At 75.4% G+C, this 14,784-nt stretch carries 8 protein-coding genes; 5 read left to right on the top strand and 3 right to left on the bottom strand.

Annotated features, from left to right (window positions below; translation table 11 throughout):
• The first annotated feature begins 463 nt into the window (after positions 1-463).
• The 4 genes from ACFV9H_RS14990 to ACFV9H_RS14975 are packed head-to-tail and all read left to right on the top strand — an operon-like array spanning position 464 to position 7,938.
• Positions 464-1,498, top strand: coding sequence for an AfsA-related hotdog domain-containing protein (locus ACFV9H_RS14990; RefSeq protein WP_385397762.1), 1,035 nt, complete (start codon positions 464-466; stop codon positions 1,496-1,498).
• Between the two features lie 4 nt (positions 1,499-1,502).
• Entirely contained in the window at positions 1,503-4,037 is a 2,535-nt protein-coding gene (locus ACFV9H_RS14985) for a BTAD domain-containing putative transcriptional regulator (protein ID WP_385397760.1), read from the top strand.
• Positions 4,028-6,262: an ATP-binding protein gene (locus tag ACFV9H_RS14980; protein WP_385397758.1), complete on the top strand. Its 2,235-nt coding sequence runs from the start codon at positions 4,028-4,030 to the stop codon at positions 6,260-6,262. The genes ACFV9H_RS14985 and ACFV9H_RS14980 overlap by 10 nt, the downstream gene beginning before the upstream one ends.
• Positions 6,253-7,938: an AMP-binding protein gene (locus tag ACFV9H_RS14975; RefSeq protein WP_385397756.1), complete on the top strand. Its 1,686-nt coding sequence runs from the start codon at positions 6,253-6,255 to the stop codon at positions 7,936-7,938. The genes ACFV9H_RS14980 and ACFV9H_RS14975 overlap by 10 nt, the downstream gene beginning before the upstream one ends.
• Positions 7,939-8,601: 663 nt before the next feature.
• Here the strand turns inward: ACFV9H_RS14975 and ACFV9H_RS14970 are convergent.
• The 3 genes from ACFV9H_RS14970 to ACFV9H_RS14960 form a co-directional block, all read right to left on the bottom strand.
• Positions 8,602-9,564, bottom strand: a complete 963-nt coding sequence (locus ACFV9H_RS14970) for a polyprenyl synthetase family protein (RefSeq protein WP_385397754.1) — start codon at positions 9,562-9,564, stop codon at positions 8,602-8,604.
• Between the two features lie 249 nt (positions 9,565-9,813).
• Complete coding sequence (locus tag ACFV9H_RS14965) at positions 9,814-12,657, bottom strand: AAA family ATPase (RefSeq protein ID WP_385397752.1); 2,844 nt, start codon at positions 12,655-12,657, stop codon at positions 9,814-9,816.
• Between the two features lie 153 nt (positions 12,658-12,810).
• Entirely contained in the window at positions 12,811-13,653 is an 843-nt protein-coding gene (locus ACFV9H_RS14960; RefSeq protein WP_385397750.1) for a metallophosphoesterase family protein, read from the bottom strand.
• Positions 13,654-13,989: 336 nt separating this feature from the next.
• On the opposite strand from ACFV9H_RS14960, the gene ACFV9H_RS14955 reads away from it, so the two are divergent.
• The gene (locus ACFV9H_RS14955; protein ID WP_385397748.1) at positions 13,990-14,724 is read left to right on the top strand and encodes a 4'-phosphopantetheinyl transferase; all 735 of its coding nucleotides are present in this window, start codon (positions 13,990-13,992) and stop codon (positions 14,722-14,724) included.
• Positions 14,725-14,784 lie beyond the last annotated feature (60 nt).

Here is a 14,784-nt window from a genome sequence, read left to right as displayed (position 1 = left end):
GGGTCCGCCCCTGACCCCGCGCCTCAAACGCCGGCGAGGCTTGGGTGGGTGCGGCTCGAACGCCGGCGAGGCTGGGTGGGTGGGTGCGCCTCGAACGCCCGCAAGGCTGCGTGGCTGGGTGGCTGGGTGCGGCTCGAACGCCGGCGAGGCTGGGTGGGTGGGTGCGCCTCGAACGCCCGCAAGGCTGCGTGGGTGGGTGCGCCTCGAACGCCCGCAAGGCTGCGTGGGTGGGGGCGCCTCGAACGCCGGCGAGGCTGGGTGGGTGGCCCCGGAAGGGCCGGGCGGGTCCGCCAATGCCGCGTGGGGCCAAGCGGCGCAGCCACCCGGCGGAACCCCCCGGCCCCGAGCCACCCCGGGAGGGGTACGGCGGTGCACCTTCTTGCCATGCACCTTGTGGACACCGGGCGCGGGTGGCTGGGGGCCGACGGGGCGTTTCACCATGGCCCGAGAGAAGGAGAGGGACATGACAGTCGACAACCGCACGACCTCGGCTCCCGCCATCCACGGACACGCGGCGGCAACGGTGACAGCGTCGGCGACCGCCACGGCGGTCGCGCAGCACCTGATCCACCGGCCGCCCACGCGGGCCTACTACGCCCTCGACGCGCCCAGTCTGGGCGAGGAGAACTTCACCCTCGTCGGCGAGACCCCCGTCACTCACCCGCTCTTCAACGACGGTCCCGGCCACTTCCACGACCTCCAGATCGCGACGGGAACCGTGCGCGAGATCGGCGAGTTCGTCGGGCACCGCTACTTCGGCGTGCCCGAGGATCGGCCCGGGCTCTTCTACCGGTTCGCGCTCGACCTCACCGACCTGTCCGCCTGGCGCACGGACCGCGCGGGCGGGCGCGCCGTGGCCATGGAGACGCACATCAGGGCGCGGCCCGCGAACGTGGTCGCCGAGGTGCCGCGCGGGCTCGACTTCCATCTGGAGGTGACCATCGACGGCCGTCCGTGCGCGACCGGCGCCGCCGGGCTGGTCTTCCTGATGCCGAAGCTGTACCGCAAGCACGTGGAGCACTCCCGGCAGGCCATGCGCGCCGCGCCCGAACTCGACGACGCTCCGGACGGGCCGCCGCGCCCGGCGGACGCCGCCGAGGTGAGCCGCTACCTCGACGAGAACGTCGTGATCAGCGAGCCCACCGACGCATCCCGCGGCCGGATCAGCACCTGGGTGCTGTCCACGCCGGTCAGCCCCGTGTTCGACGGCGCGGCCGGACAGTTCTCCGGCCTGCACCTGCTGGAAGCGCTGCGGCAGACCTCGCTGCTCACCGCGGGCCGCACGCACGGGCTCGACCCGGCGCGGAGCACGCTCGGGGCCTGCCAGGTGCACTTCCGCGGGCAGGCGGAGCGCGATCTGCCGCTGCGCTGCGTCGCGGTGGCCGGGCCGCTGGGGCGGGACTCCGAGGGCCGGCCGACGGTGCCGGTCACGTTGACGTTGACGCAGCGGCGGCGCGCGGTGGCCGAGGCCCGTACCTCCGTGGTGCAGGACTACTGAGCGCGTGAGCACGGTGCGTTTCGGGATCCTCGGCCCGCTGGAAGTCAGCGGGGGTGCCCCGCAGGCCGCCAAGCTGCGGGTCGTCCTCGGGACGCTGCTGGTCCGTGCGAACGAGGTCGTGTCGGTGGACACCCTCATCGACGAGCTCTGGCCGCAGGCTCCTCCGCGCACGGCGACGACGACGCTCCAGGTGTACGTGTCCCACCTGCGCAAGTCGCTGCGGGCAGCGCATCCGCAGAACGGCCCCGAGGTGCTGGTCACGCGCCGCCCGGGCTACGCACTGCGCGTCGGCGCGGGCGAGCTCGATGCCGGCTGCTTCGAGGAACTGTCCCGGCGCGGCCACCAGGCCCTGCTGGACGCCGACTTCGCCGCCGCGGCCGATCTGCAGCGGCGGGCGCTCGCCCTGTGGCGGGGGCCCCTGTTGTCGGACACCCCGCACGGGCCGCTCCTGGACGGTGCGGCCGTGCGGCTCGGCGAGGCGCGCACCTCGGCGCTCGACGAACGCGTCCGGGCCGAGTTGCACCTGGGGATGCACCGGGAACTCATCGCCGAACTCCAGGAATTGGTCGCGGAACATCCGCTGCACGAGGAGTTCCACGCGCACCTGATGGTGGCGTTGTACCGGTGCGGGCGGCAGGCGGAGGCGCTGCGGGTGTTCGCCCTGCTGCGCCGGACCCTGGTCGAGGAGCTCGGGATCGAACCGGGTCCGCACTCCCGGCAGCTCCAGCGGCGGATCCTGGAGGGTGATCCCGAACTCGCGCGCGTGCGGGACACGACCGAGACGCGTTCCGGTGCGGGTGGCGCCGGCGGTACGGGTGGTGCGGGTGGCGGCGATCGTGCGTTGCTGCCGGCTCCCGACCCCTGGTTCACCGGTCGTGCTCCTGAACTCGCCGAACTGGAGCGGCTGTTGCGTGCCGCCGCCACCACGGCCGGGGGCGGCGGATGCATCGCCGTGACGGGTATGCCGGGTACCGGCAAGACGGCGCTGGCGGTCGAGGCCGCGCACCGGGTGGCCGACGCCTTTCCCGGCGGCGTGCTGTTCACGGACCTGCGCGGCGGCAGCGGGGGGTCGCCGCATGGGGCGGCCGCCGGCGGGATCCGGGCGCTGCTCGTGGTGGACGGGGTCACCTCCGAGGCCCAGGTGCGGCCCCTGCTGGCCCTGGGGCACGCCGTGCTGCTCACCGCGGGCCGCGTGCCCGCCGGGCTTCCGGGGCTGCGCACGGTGGTGCTCGGGCCGTGGCGTCCCGAGGAGGCGCGGCGGCTCGCCGGGCTGTTCGGCGGGCCGGGCGGAGCAGGGGGCGATGCCCCGGGCGGCAGCCGGGCCGAGCCCGAGGTGGTCGCCGCCATCGTCGACCTGTGCGGGCGGCTCCCCCTCGCCGTACGGGCCGCCGCCGCCCAGCTGGCGGCCCGGCCGCACTGGACGCCGGCCACGCTCGCCGAGCGGCTGCGCGAGGAGGACGGGCGGCTGGACGCGTTGCGCACCGGTGATGTGGACGTACGGGCCCGGCTCATGGAGGCGTACGAGGCGTGCCCCCCGGAGCGGCGCCGGGAGTTCCGCCTGCTGTCCGTGCTGCCGCCGGGCCGGTTCGGCGCCCGGCAGGCCGCAGCCGCGCTCGACCTGAGCGGGGCGCGCGCCCTCGCCTCCCTCGAAGCCCTGGCCGACGAGCGGTTGGTGGAGGCGGACCGGGACTCCTGGCGGCTCCCGGAGCTGCTGCGGCTGCTCGCGGTGGAGCGGCTGGCCGAGGAGGAGGAACCGGAGGTGGCACGGGCGGCGGCGCGGCGGGTGTGCCGGGCGTACGCGGAGGCCGCGGCGGCGCCCGGACGCGTAACGGAGGCCGACGCGGCCGGCCTCGTACGGCTGGCACGCACCGCGTACGACGCCGGGCTATGGGAGCTGACGGTACGGCTGACGGACGCGGGCAGCGGGTGGGCGCAGGTCGACGCGGAGGCCGAGGAGGCCTGCTACGCCCTGGGGTTGGACGCCGCGCGGCGGTGCGGGAACCGCCCCGCCCAGGCGCGGATGCTGCGCTCGCTGGGGGAACTCGCCTGGCGCTACCGGCGTTTGGAGCGCGCTCAGGGGCTGTTCGGCGAGGCCCTGGAACTGGCCCGGGAGGCCGCCGACGAGGAGGAGTCGGGCCGCGCGCTGGTGGGTCTGGCCGAACTGCGGCTGGACCGCGGGGCGACCGGGGAGGCGGTCGCCCTGCTGGAGCCCGCCCTGGCCACGCTGGCGGCGCCGGGCCGCACGCGGGGCCGCTACGAGGCGAGCCGGGCGCGGGCCCTGGTGGCGCTGGCCCAGGAGGGACCGGAGTCGGCCCGGGCCTGGTTCGGCGAGTGCCTGCGCCTGGCGGGTGCCCTGCGCGACCACCGCCTGGAGGTCTACGCGAAGCGCTCCCTGCGAGCCCTCGGGGCCGGTGCGGATGCCGGGGCCCGGGCTCGGGTGGGGTTGGGGGCCGTGGAGGTTCGGCCCGGGGTGTGGCGGATTCACTCGGGTGGGCCCTTCGGCGGGCCGCCCCCTACCTACGGAGAACCATGGCGGTAGTGGTCAACCCGCGGACGGAGCTCGTCGGCCGGGAGCTCGAAGCCGCCGCACTGCGGGAGCGGTTGCGGGATCCGTCGGTGCGACTGGTGACGGTGATCGGGCGGGCCGGCGTGGGCAAGACCCGGCTGGCCGAGGAAGTGGTACGGGGGATCGGCGCGGAGTTCGATCACGTGGAGGTCCTCGATGCCGCGGCGGCTTCACGGTGCGATGCCGGGCCGGCGGGGCTGCGGGTGAAGGCCGTGCAGAAGTCCGGCTTCGGCGGGCGGGTGTTGCTCGTGCTCGACGGGTGCGATCACGAGGCGCGGGGGGCCGCTGCCGGGGCCGTCGCGGCGCTCGCCGAGGACGCGCACGTGGTGGTGCTGGCGACGGCCGTGGAACCGCTCGGGGTATACGGGGAGCAGTTGCTGCCCCTCGCTCCCCTTCCCGTGCCCGTGGCCGGCGGCGGGGCGGAGGGGGAACTGCACGACGTGCCCTCGGTGTCGCTCTTCGTGCGGCGCGCCCGGGACGCCGATCCTTCGTTCGCGCTGACCCTGGAGAACGCCGGGGCCGTCGCGGAGATCTGCACCCTGCTCGGCGGCCTGCCGCTGGCGCTCGAACTCGCCGCCCTGCGGCTGAGGTTGATGCCGCCGCACCTGCTGTCCGCCCGACTGCGCGGCGGCCGTACGACCGTCCTCGCCGGCGGACCGGCGAACGCGCCCGAGCGGCACCGCTCGCTCGCCGCGCTCGCCGAGTGGAGCTGCCGCGGCCTGGACCCCGCGGCGCGTGCCCTGCTGGGGCGGCTCTCGGTGTACGAGCCCGGCTTCGGCCTGGCCGCCGCGGGGCTCGCGGACGAGGAGGCCGTCGAGCCGCTGATGGACCGCGGGCTGCTCGCCGTGGTCGGCGAGGAGCGGGGCGAGCTGCGGCTGGCCGTGCCCGAGCCCGTACGGTCCTACGCGCGCGCCGAGTTGGCGGAGGCGGGCGGCGAGGCCGCGGCGCTGGACGCGCACGCCGAGCGGTACCGCCGCCTGGTGGCGGCGGCGCTGCCGGGGCTGGCCGGGACCGGGCAGGACCGGCTGCTGCGGGAGTCGGCGGCCGAGGGCGCGAACGTGCTCGCGGCGTTGCGGCGGCTGCGCGATCGGGGTGACGGCGAGGCGGCCGCCGCCCTGGTGCTGGGCTGCCATGTGCCGTGGCTGGCGCAGGGGCGGCTGCGGGAGGGCCTGGAGTGGTGCGACGGGGTGGCCGAGGGCGGCGGGCAGCCGCTTCCGGAGGCCCTGCGGGCCCGGCTGGCCGACCTGTCGGGGGTGTTCGCGCTCGCGCTGGGTGACCCGCAGGAGGCCGTGCGCCGCCACCGGCGCGCGCTCGCGCTCGGCAAGGGCGTGGGCGACCGCCGGCAGAACGCGCTCGTGTCCGTCCGGCTCGGTACGGCCCTGCTGAGGTCCGGTGACGCGCCGGGCGCCCGGGCCGTGCTGGTGACCGCGTTCAGCGCGCTGGCCACGATGGGCGTCACCGGGGGCACGGCCGAGGCGGCGTCCTCGCTCGCCGCCTCCCTGCACGCCGAGGGCGACCGGCGCAAGGCGGTGGAAATGTTGGAGCGGGCCGAGGAGACCTTCCGGCGGATCCGGGACGGGCGGGGTTTGGCGGGCGCGCTGCGGACGGCGGCCGCGATGGCGCTGGAGAACGAGGAGCCGGACCGCGCCGAAGCGGCACTGCGGGAGGCCCTGCGGCTGTACGAGGCGGTCGGCGAGCGCACCGAACTGCCGGGCGCGTTGGAGGAGTTCGCGCTGCTCCTGCTCCGCACCTCGCCGGCGCAGCGGCCGCGTGCGGTGCGGCTGCTGGCGGCGGCGGACGCCTTGCGCGGGGAGACCGGCGCGGAGGTGCCGCAGGAGTGGCGTTCCGAGGCCGAGCGGGCCCGTACGGAACTGAGCTCGCGGCTGGACTGGACCGATTTCGCCACCGCGTGGGCGGAGGGGGTGCGGATGACGGCGCCGATGGCGGTGGCGGAGGCCCTGTCGACGCCCGCGCCCTCGCGCCGCCCGGCGGCCGGGTCGACGGCCGAGGCGCTGTCGCTCACGCCGCGGCAGGTCCAGGTGGCGTTGCTGGTCTCGGAGGGGCTGACCAACCGTCATATCGCGGCCCGACTGGACATCTCGGAGTGGACCGTGGTCAATCACGTCCGCCAGGTGATGCGCAGGCTCGGGTGCACCTCGCGGGTGCAGGTCGCCGGGGCGGTCGGCCGATGGGCCTGACCTTCGGCACGGTGGAGCGCCGCGTCCTGGAACTGACCGCGCCCGCCGAGGTCACGGCCCGCTTCCGGGCGGCCGGTTGGTGGCGGTCGGAAACCTTCCTGGACGACCTCTACCGTACGGCGGCCGGCGCGCCCGAGCGGCCGGCGATCGTCTCGGAGCGCGCGCTGCGGCCGGCCGACCGCCGGCGGGTCACCCTCACGTACGGCCAACTCTCGCTGTACGTGGACCGGTTCGCGGCGGCGCTGGCCTCGCTCGGGGTGGCGCCGGGCGATCCGGTCGCGTACCAGCTGCCGAACTGGTGGGAGACGGCCGCGCTCACCCTGGCCTGTCTCCGGGCCGGGGCGGTGGCGGTGCCCGTGCTGCCGACCGTACGGGCCCACGGGCTGCACCGGATCCTCGACGGCACGCGGGCCCGCGTGTGCGTGGTGCCGGACGCCTGGGAGGGCTTCGCACACGCCGAGGTGCTCGCGGAACTCGCCCCTCGGCTGCCGTGGTTGCGCCACCGGGTGGTCCTGGGGGACGCGGCGGCGACCGGGGCGATCGACTTCGAGGAGTACTTCGCGCGCACGGCTCACGAGCGGACCGAGGCCGGCCGACGCAGCAGGCCGCTGCCGGGGCGGGCCGACCGGCCCGCGCTGCTGATCAGCGTCATGGGGCTGCGGGACTCGTACACCTCGGTGCTGCACTCCCCCGACACGCTGTACGCCAACGTCTCCGCCCAACACCATCCGGACGGCCCGGGGCGGCGGCCCGGCGAGGTGTTCCTGAGCACGCTGCCGCTGACCTCGCTGGCCTCGTTGATCTACACCGTGTGCTGGCCGCTGACGGTCGGCGGGACGGGCGTCTACCAGGACGTGTGGGATCCGGGCCGGTGCCTGGACCTGATGGCGGCGATCGGGGTCGACCAGGTCTACGCGGAGCCGGCGTACTTCGCGGAGCTGCTCACCACGCAACGCCGCCGGCCGCGGGAGCTGGGGCGGCTGCGGCTGGTCCTGTCGGGGGGCCGCACGAGCACGCCGGAGCCGCTCGCGGCGGAGCTGCGGGAGGTGTTCGGGGTGCCGGTGCTGTCCGCGTGGGGGGCGCCGGAGCTTGGTATGGGCGCGCTGTCGGAGTCGGGGGGCGGCTTGGCCATGCCCCTGCGGGGACTGGAGCTGGCCACCGAGGACGACACGCGCTCGCTCAAGGTGCGCGGGCCGTCCGTCGCCCTGGCCGTCTGGCCGCACGGTGCCCCGGCGCCGGTGTCCACCTGGGAGGACGGGGACGGCTGGCTGGACACCGGCGACCTGGCGGCGGCCGACCCGCAGGGCGGGATCCGGGTGCTGGCCAGGGCGGGGACGCGGACCGGCGCGATCTTCATGGTGCCGGTCGCCGAGGTGGAGGAGGGCCTCCTGACCCACCCCCGGGTGCGGGAGGCCGCGGTGGTCGCCTACACCGACCCGGAGCACGGGGAGCTGCCGTGCGCGGTGGTGGTCCCGGCCGCGCGGGAGCGTCCGCCGGGGCCGGCCGAGCTGCGGGAGCACCTGACGGGGCTGGGCGTCGCGGAGGCGTTCCTGCCGACGCGGCTGGAGATCGTCGGGGCCTTGCCGCGCGACGAGCACGGCCGGATCCGGCACGCCGCCCTCCGCGCCTGGCTCGCCCGCCTCCGCCCTGGCGGGCCGCGGCCGACGCCGTCGTAGGCACTCCGCCGACTCAAACGCCGGCGAGGCTGGATTCGGCCCCGCCCGGACGCGGAGCGGAGGCCAAGGCACGGCTCCGCCGGTGCACTGGGCTCCGCCCAGACCCGCGCCTCAAACGCCGGCGAGGCTGGATTTACCCCCGCCGGTGTCCCAGGCTCGGCCCGGACTCGCGCCTCAAACGCCGGCGAGGCTGGATTCGGCTCGGCCGGGACGCGGAGCGCGAGCCGGGGGCGGGGACGATCGGCTCCGCCGAAGCACCGGGCGCTGCCCGGACCCGCGCCTCAAACGCCGGCGGGGCTGGATATGGCCCCGCCGGTGTGGCTGGATTTGGCTCCGTCGGCGGCGCTGCCCGGGCCCGGGGTGGTTTCGGTGGGGACGGGTGTGTGTCGGGGTGTCCCCGCAGGGCGCCGAACGCAACCACCCTCGGCCCTCCGACCCCTGGAAACGTTCGGCGCCCGAGGAGACACCCCGGCGCGCGCCCGGCCACGCCGGAACCACCCGACCCGCCCGAGCAGCGCAGCCCACCGGCGCCCGGCCCCGCCGGAACCACCCCCACCCCGCCCGAGCGGCGCAGCCAACCGGCGCCCGGCCCCGCCGGAACCACCCCCACCCCGCCCGAGCGGCGCAGCCAACCGGTGCTCGGCCGCGCCGGAAGCCCCCCGGTCAGCGCTCGCAGCCGGCGACTCGGCGGGCGAAGGCCATGAGTTCCGTGCGCCAGCGGGGGTCGATCGGGGCGCCGGTCACCGCCGCGTCGGCGCGGTCCAGGAGTCCCGCGATGGTTTCCTCGGCGGTGTTGCGGGCCCGCGCGTCGAAGAAGACGTCGCGCAGGAACTGGGCGTCGCCGTCGAAGCCCGGGCCTCCGCGCAGGAACCCTCGGATCCGCCAGGCCCCGTGCAGGGCCCGCGCGTACTCCTCGTAGGTCTCCCGCAGATCCTCCCGGCCCGCGAGCGCCGCGCCGATCAGCAGCGCGTGGCGCAGCCCGTACCAGCCCGCGCCGCAGCCGCTGCCGCAGCCCTGGAGGCACTGGCCCGGCCAGGCGTCGTCGAGGTATTCGGTCGCCGCGGCGGCCTCCGCGTGCGCGCCGATGGCCCGTTCGGTGCGCAGGTCGTCCCACAACTGCCAGGCTTCGTACGGCAGTCGGACCGCGAGGCGGTCCCCGTACGCGAGGGCGAGGTCGCCCGCGAGGACCGCGGTGCCCTCGCCGAAGCGGCGGGACTCGCCGCGCCAGCCGTTGCGCTCGTGTTCGGCGGCGTGGCTGATGTGCAGGGTCGGGATGCCGCGGCGGAGCGTCGCGTTCTCCCGTACGTCGTCGCGGATCATCAGGCAGGTGTCGAGGAGTTCGAGCGCGGCGGACGCGGCCACGGCGTCGTCGCCGTCCGGGTCGCCGCCGGCCGCGAGGTACCCGGTGAGGCAGATGACCGGGTGGGCCCGCTCGGCGCCGGCCTGGACGAGTTCGGCCACGCCCGCCACGAGTACGGCGCTGCGGGGATCGGACGTACGGCGGTTGCGGTGCTCCTCGGCGAGGAGCCGGGCGAGGCGTTCCTCGACCCGGTCGAGCATCGCGTCGCGCATCTGTCCGGGCGTCGCCGTCCGCCACGGCTGGTCGTGCGTGGGTGTGGTGGTCATGGTGCCCTCCCTGGTGGGCTGCGGCTCATGACCTGAGCTTCCGGGAACCGCCTCGCGGGAGCCACCCTGGGACGGTGGAGCGCGGGAACCGGGTGGGGGGCGGGGGTGTCGGGCGCCAGTTGTCTGCCAGGGGAGGGCGGGGGCGGGGCGCGCTTGCCATGACCTTGTCATGGGTGCCGTGGGGGCAGCGCCGCCGGCGGCCGGGCGGCTGCGCCCGGGCATCCGAGGCTCCGCCCCGAACCCCACGCCTCAAACGCCGGCGAGGCTGGAATGGCCCAGGTGGAAGTCGACCGGGAGGGCCTGGCGGCCGGGGATCTCCAGTTTGCGGTAGACGCGGGTGAGGTGTTGTTCCACCGTGCTGACCGTGATGTACAGCTTCTGCGCGATCTCCCGGTTGGTGTGCCCGTGCACGGCCAGCAGGGCCACCCGCTTCTCCGATTCGCTGAGGCTCGCCACCAGGTCGGCGTGCGGGGCCTCGGAAGCCTCCGGGGTCTCCGGGCCGTCACCGGTGTGGCCGGGGAGGATCTTCACGCACAGCGCCTCCGCGCCGCATTCCTTGGCCACGTGCCACGCCCTGCGGTTGACCATCGCCGCGCGGGCCGGTTCGCCCAGTTCGCCCAGGACCTGACCGAAGTCGCCCATCGCGCGGGCCAGTTCGTACTGATCGCCGGAGCGGTGCAGGTCGTCGACGGCCTTGGTGAGCAGCGCCTGGCGTTCCTTCGGCTCGCGCAGCGACGCCCGCAGGCGCAACGACATGCCCCGCACCCAGGGGTCGGCGGCGTCCCGGGTGGTGAGTTGGTCGGCCAGGAAGCGGTCGGCCTGGTGGGTTTCGCCGAGCCGGAGCAGGGCCTCCGCGGCGTCGGCCCGCCAGGGCAGGACGCGCGGGCGGTCCAGGCCCCAGCGCTTCATGTGGCGGCCGATGTCGAGGAAGTCGCCGAGGGCCGCGTGGAACCGGCTCGTGGCCAGGGCGTAGTGGCCCCGGGCGCGCAGGTACGCCAATCCGTGGATGCTGCCGATCAGTTGTACGGGCACGGGTCGGCTCAGGACGGCCGCGGCCTCCTCGGGCCGGCCCATGGCGGTGCGGGCCCGGACCAGGGTGCCCGCGACGGCGCTCAGTTGGATGCCGCCGCCGCCCGCGGGCAGGGCCCCCAGGACGGCCTCGGCGGTCGCGGCCGCGCCGGTCAGGTCGCCGAGCCGCAGCTTGGCCTCGGCGAGCAGTCCGGCGAAGACGGCCTGCCAGCCGGTGGCTTCGCGCCGTGCCGCCTGGTCGGCGAACGCCTCGCACCAGGGCAGGGCGCGGCCGGCTCCGTCCAGATAGAGGAGGGTGCGCAGGGCCTGGACGACCGGTTCCACGGTGCCTTCGGCGAGGGTGGCGCCGCGCAGGAACAGGTCGGCCGCCTGCGCGGCGGCGCCTTCCTCGGCTTCCACCGGCAGGGCCCACAGGGCAGCGGGGTGGACGGCTCCCCGGGCGCCGCGGCCCGTCGGGTGGGTTCCGGGTTCGACGGGGGCGCCGCGGCGGCCGGAGGCTCCCCACTGGGGGAACGCGGAGAGACCGTCGAGCGGGTCGTCGCCGGGGATCTCCCCGACGTGTCTGCGGTACCGATCGCGTTCCCGATCACGTTCCCCATCGCGGGAGCGTTCGGCGCCGGCGTGGCGGCCTTCCCCGAGCCGGTGGCCTTCGCCGAGGAGGCGGGCCTCGCCGAGGTGGCGGCTTTCGCCCGGGTGCCGGCCCTCGCCGGCCGCGAGCCTTTCCAGTACCTCGGTCGACTCGTCGATGCGGCCCTGCGCGGCCAGGGCGCGGGCGAGCGGGCCGAGGGCGCGCGGCCGCAGCCGGCCGGCGGCCAGGGCGGCGAGGGGTTCCGCGAGGTGGCGTTCGGCGGCGGCCGGGTCGGTGCGTCCCGCGACGACGCTGAGCCTGACGCTCACCTCGGCGCGCCGGGCGTCGTCCGGGCACGCCTCGTGGGCGAGCCGCAGCAGGGCGGTGGCCTCGGCGAGGGCTCCGTCGGCCACGTGCTGGTCGGCCGCGGAGCGCAGGACGGGCAGGGTCCATTCCTCCCCTTCCTCCCCGGTGTGCCCCGCGGCGAGGAGTTGTCCCGCGACGGCTGTGTCGGGGGCGCCCGCGGCGCGGGCCAGCAGGGCGGCTTCCCGGTGCAGGGCGCGGCGGGTGGCCGGGTCCATCCGGTCGAGTACGGCGGCACGCGCGGCCGGGTGGCGCAGCCCCTGCCCGGGCTCCGCGGCGAGCAGGCCGGCCGCGTCGAGGGCGGCGAGGGCCCGGGCGGCGGCGGATTCGGTGGCGCCCGTGAGCCGGGCGATGTGCGGGGCGCTCGCCAGGGAGTCGAGTACGGCGATGGCCTCGGCCAGTTCGGTGGTGGCGGACCCGCAGCGGTGCAGGCAGGCGAGCACGGCCTGGGTGTAGGCCTCGCCGGGCCGGTTCCCGGGGTCCTGGAGCAGGGCCCGCAGCAGCAGCGGGTTGCCTCCGCTGGCCCGGTGCAGCCGGTCGGTGTCGGCTTCGGTGCGGTCGGGCAGCATCGCGCGGATCGCCTCGGGCGTGAACCGTTCCAGGCGCAGCCGTACGAAGTGGGGCAGCCGGAGCAGTTCGGTGCGCAGCAGCGGGTCGTCGCCGCGTTCGTGCACGGATTCGGCGAGGACGAGGAGGACCTTGGCCTGCCGGGTGCCGCGCGTGAGGTGCAGCAGGTAGCGACTGGAGAGCTCGTCCACGTGGTGGAGGTCGTCGACGCAGATCACCACCGGTGCGGTGGCGCTGAGTTCGCGGACGGACGCCGCGAACTGCCGCATGGTCTCGACCCGTCCCGCTTCCTCGGGCGAGGGCGGCTCGGGCAGTGCTCCGTCCGGGGCGTCGACGGTCAGTTGGCGCAGCACGCCCAGCGGATGGCCCCGTTCGCCGGCGGTTCCCATGGCGCGCAGGACGACGCCGCCACGGTTTTCGGCGTTCACGGCCACGGTTTCGAGGAATTCACTCTTTCCGCAACCGACCGCGCCTTCGATGAGAAGTAATCCGGAATTTCCTTCTGCGCAGCCGTCGATCAGCGCATTCAAAAGAGACAGTTCCTCGGCGCGGCGGAACAACACCATAAGATCCCCCAGTGTCCCCGTTCCGTGCGTTCGAAAAGGGGAACGCGATTCGGATACGGGGCTGATCGAGCAGTGCTTGAGCGAGAATCGAGAATTCGCCATCAGTCTAGGGCCGGGATGCCCGTCCGCCCGGTGTCCGGAAGTTGCCAGACATCAATCCCCGGCGACCGCGGGGAAGATCCGGCGCGGGATGCCCTGCGGACGGCCCGGGGCGCGGCGCTCGCGGGGGTAGCCGACGGAGACCTCCTCGAAGCGCACGCCGTCGTACCAGGTGGTGCGCGGGATGTGCAGGTGGCCGTAGACGACGGCGGCGGCCCTGAACCGGAGGTGCCAGTCGGCGGTGAGCTCGGTGCCGCACCACTGGGCGAACTCGGGGTGCCGCAGGATCCGGGTGGGGGTGCGGACCAGCGGGAAGTGGTTGACCAGCACGGTGCGCAGCTCGGGGTCGCAGGCCGTCAGCCGCTCTTCGGTCGCGGCCACCCTCGCCCGGCACCAGGCCTCGCGGGAGGGGTAGGGGTCGGGGTGCAGCATGAACTCGTCGGTGCACACCACTCCGGCCTCGTACGCCTGCTCCAGCGCCTGCTCCTTGGTGGCGGCGGTGGGCGTGCGGAAGCTGTAGTCGTACAGCAGGAAGAGGGGGGCCACGACGAGTGGTCCACCCGGCCCCGACCAGACGGGGTAGGGATCCTCGGGCGTGTGTACGCCGTACGACCGGCAGATTTCGACCAGCAGCCGGTAGCGGGCATCTCCGCGCAGGGGCAGCGGATCGTCTCGAAGGGTCCAAAGATCATGGTTTCCGGGCGCCCAGACCACGGTGGCATAGCGCCTGGTGATCCGGTCGAGCACCCATCGCAGATCGTCGGGTGACTCGCCCACGTCGCCGGCCACGATGAGCCAGTCGGCGGGGCTGTCGGGATACAGCTCCTCGACGATCCGGCGGTTCTCCGGGAATGCGACGTGCAGGTCGCTGATGCCCATGAGGTTTCCGTGCGGCATTCACCCAGGATGGATGGCTGTTCCTGTGGTGAACACCCCTGTTGCTCCCCTGAATTGACGGTGGGTGCCCATGTGCGCCGTATGGCCGGAGGGACGGCGGAGAGGGATGGCGGGGGACGGCGGGGGGGATGGCAGGGGGATGGCAATGCCGGCGGCGGGGATGGCAGCCCCCCAGCAGGCGGGGCACGCGCCGGCCGGCGGATGACAGCGGACGGGGAGGAAGCAGGGGTTCCGGTGGGTCGGCCGGGTCGGCCTGCGCCTTCTTCGCTGGTCGGGGCGGGGCGGTGGCGGGAGCGTGGGAGCCGTCAGACCGACACACCGACCCGAGGGAATGCCGTGCTCACGAAGCTCCTGCCTTCGAACGTCGCCACCGCCGAGGCCACCTCCGACCCGAACCCCGACGAGCTGTTCCTCTTCCCCGAGGAGGAGGCGTTGATCCGCAACGCCGTCCCGAAGCGGCGGCTGGAGTTCGGCACGGTGCGGTGGTGCGCCCGCCGCGCGATGGGGGCGCTGGGGGTGGAGCCGGCCGCGGTGGTGCCGGGCCGGCGCGGTGTCCCTCAGTGGGCGCCCTCTGTGGTGGGGTCCATGACGCACTGCGCGGGCTTCCGGGGGGTGGCGCTCGCCCGGGCGGAGGAGTTCGCCTCGGTGGGCATCGACGCGGAGCCGAACGCTCCGCTCCCGGAGGGGGTGCTGGAGTCGATCGCGCTGCCGCAGGAGCTGCGCCGCACCCGGGAGCTGGAGCGGGCGGCGCCGGAGATCGCCTGGGACCGGCTGCTGTTCAGCATCAAGGAGGCGGTCTACAAGACCTGGTTCCCGCTCACCGGTCAGGAGCTGGAGTTCACCGACGCCCTGGTGAGCGTGGACGCGGGGCAGGAGACGTTCCGCGCCAGGCTGCTCCCTCCCCCCGAGAGCCTCTCCCCGGCCGGGCCGACCGCGTTCAGCGGTCGCTGGTCGGCGGAGCGGGGTGTGCTGTTGAGCGCCATCGCCGTGCCGGCCCGCAGGCCGACCGCGACGGTTGCCCCGGCACACGGCAGCGCTCCCCGCATCTGCCCTGCGGGGAGCGCTTGCTGAGCCCGGAAGACCGGGCCCGGAGACCGATACCGAACCGGACCTGAACGGAACGGGATCAGG

This window comes from Streptomyces sp. NPDC059874, assembly GCF_042731135.1.
Lineage (GTDB): Bacteria > Actinomycetota > Actinomycetes > Streptomycetales > Streptomycetaceae > Streptomyces.
This window is presented reverse-complemented; position numbering and strand designations above follow the sequence as displayed.

Excerpts from the sequence above, each read along its gene's own strand:
- ACFV9H_RS14965 (WP_385397752.1), bottom strand. The coding sequence starts at position 12,657 with ATGGTGTTGTTCCGCCGCGCCGAGGAACTGTCTCTTTTGAATGCGCTG.
- ACFV9H_RS14960 (WP_385397750.1), bottom strand. The coding sequence starts at position 13,653 with ATGCCGCACGGAAACCTCATGGGCATCAGCGACCTGCACGTCGCATTC.
- ACFV9H_RS14990 (WP_385397762.1), top strand. The coding sequence starts at position 464 with ATGACAGTCGACAACCGCACGACCTCGGCTCCCGCCATCCACGGACAC.
- ACFV9H_RS14980 (WP_385397758.1), top strand. The coding sequence starts at position 4,028 with ATGGCGGTAGTGGTCAACCCGCGGACGGAGCTCGTCGGCCGGGAGCTC.
- ACFV9H_RS14970 (WP_385397754.1), bottom strand. The coding sequence starts at position 9,564 with ATGACCACCACACCCACGCACGACCAGCCGTGGCGGACGGCGACGCCC.
- ACFV9H_RS14975 (WP_385397756.1), top strand. The coding sequence starts at position 6,253 with ATGGGCCTGACCTTCGGCACGGTGGAGCGCCGCGTCCTGGAACTGACC.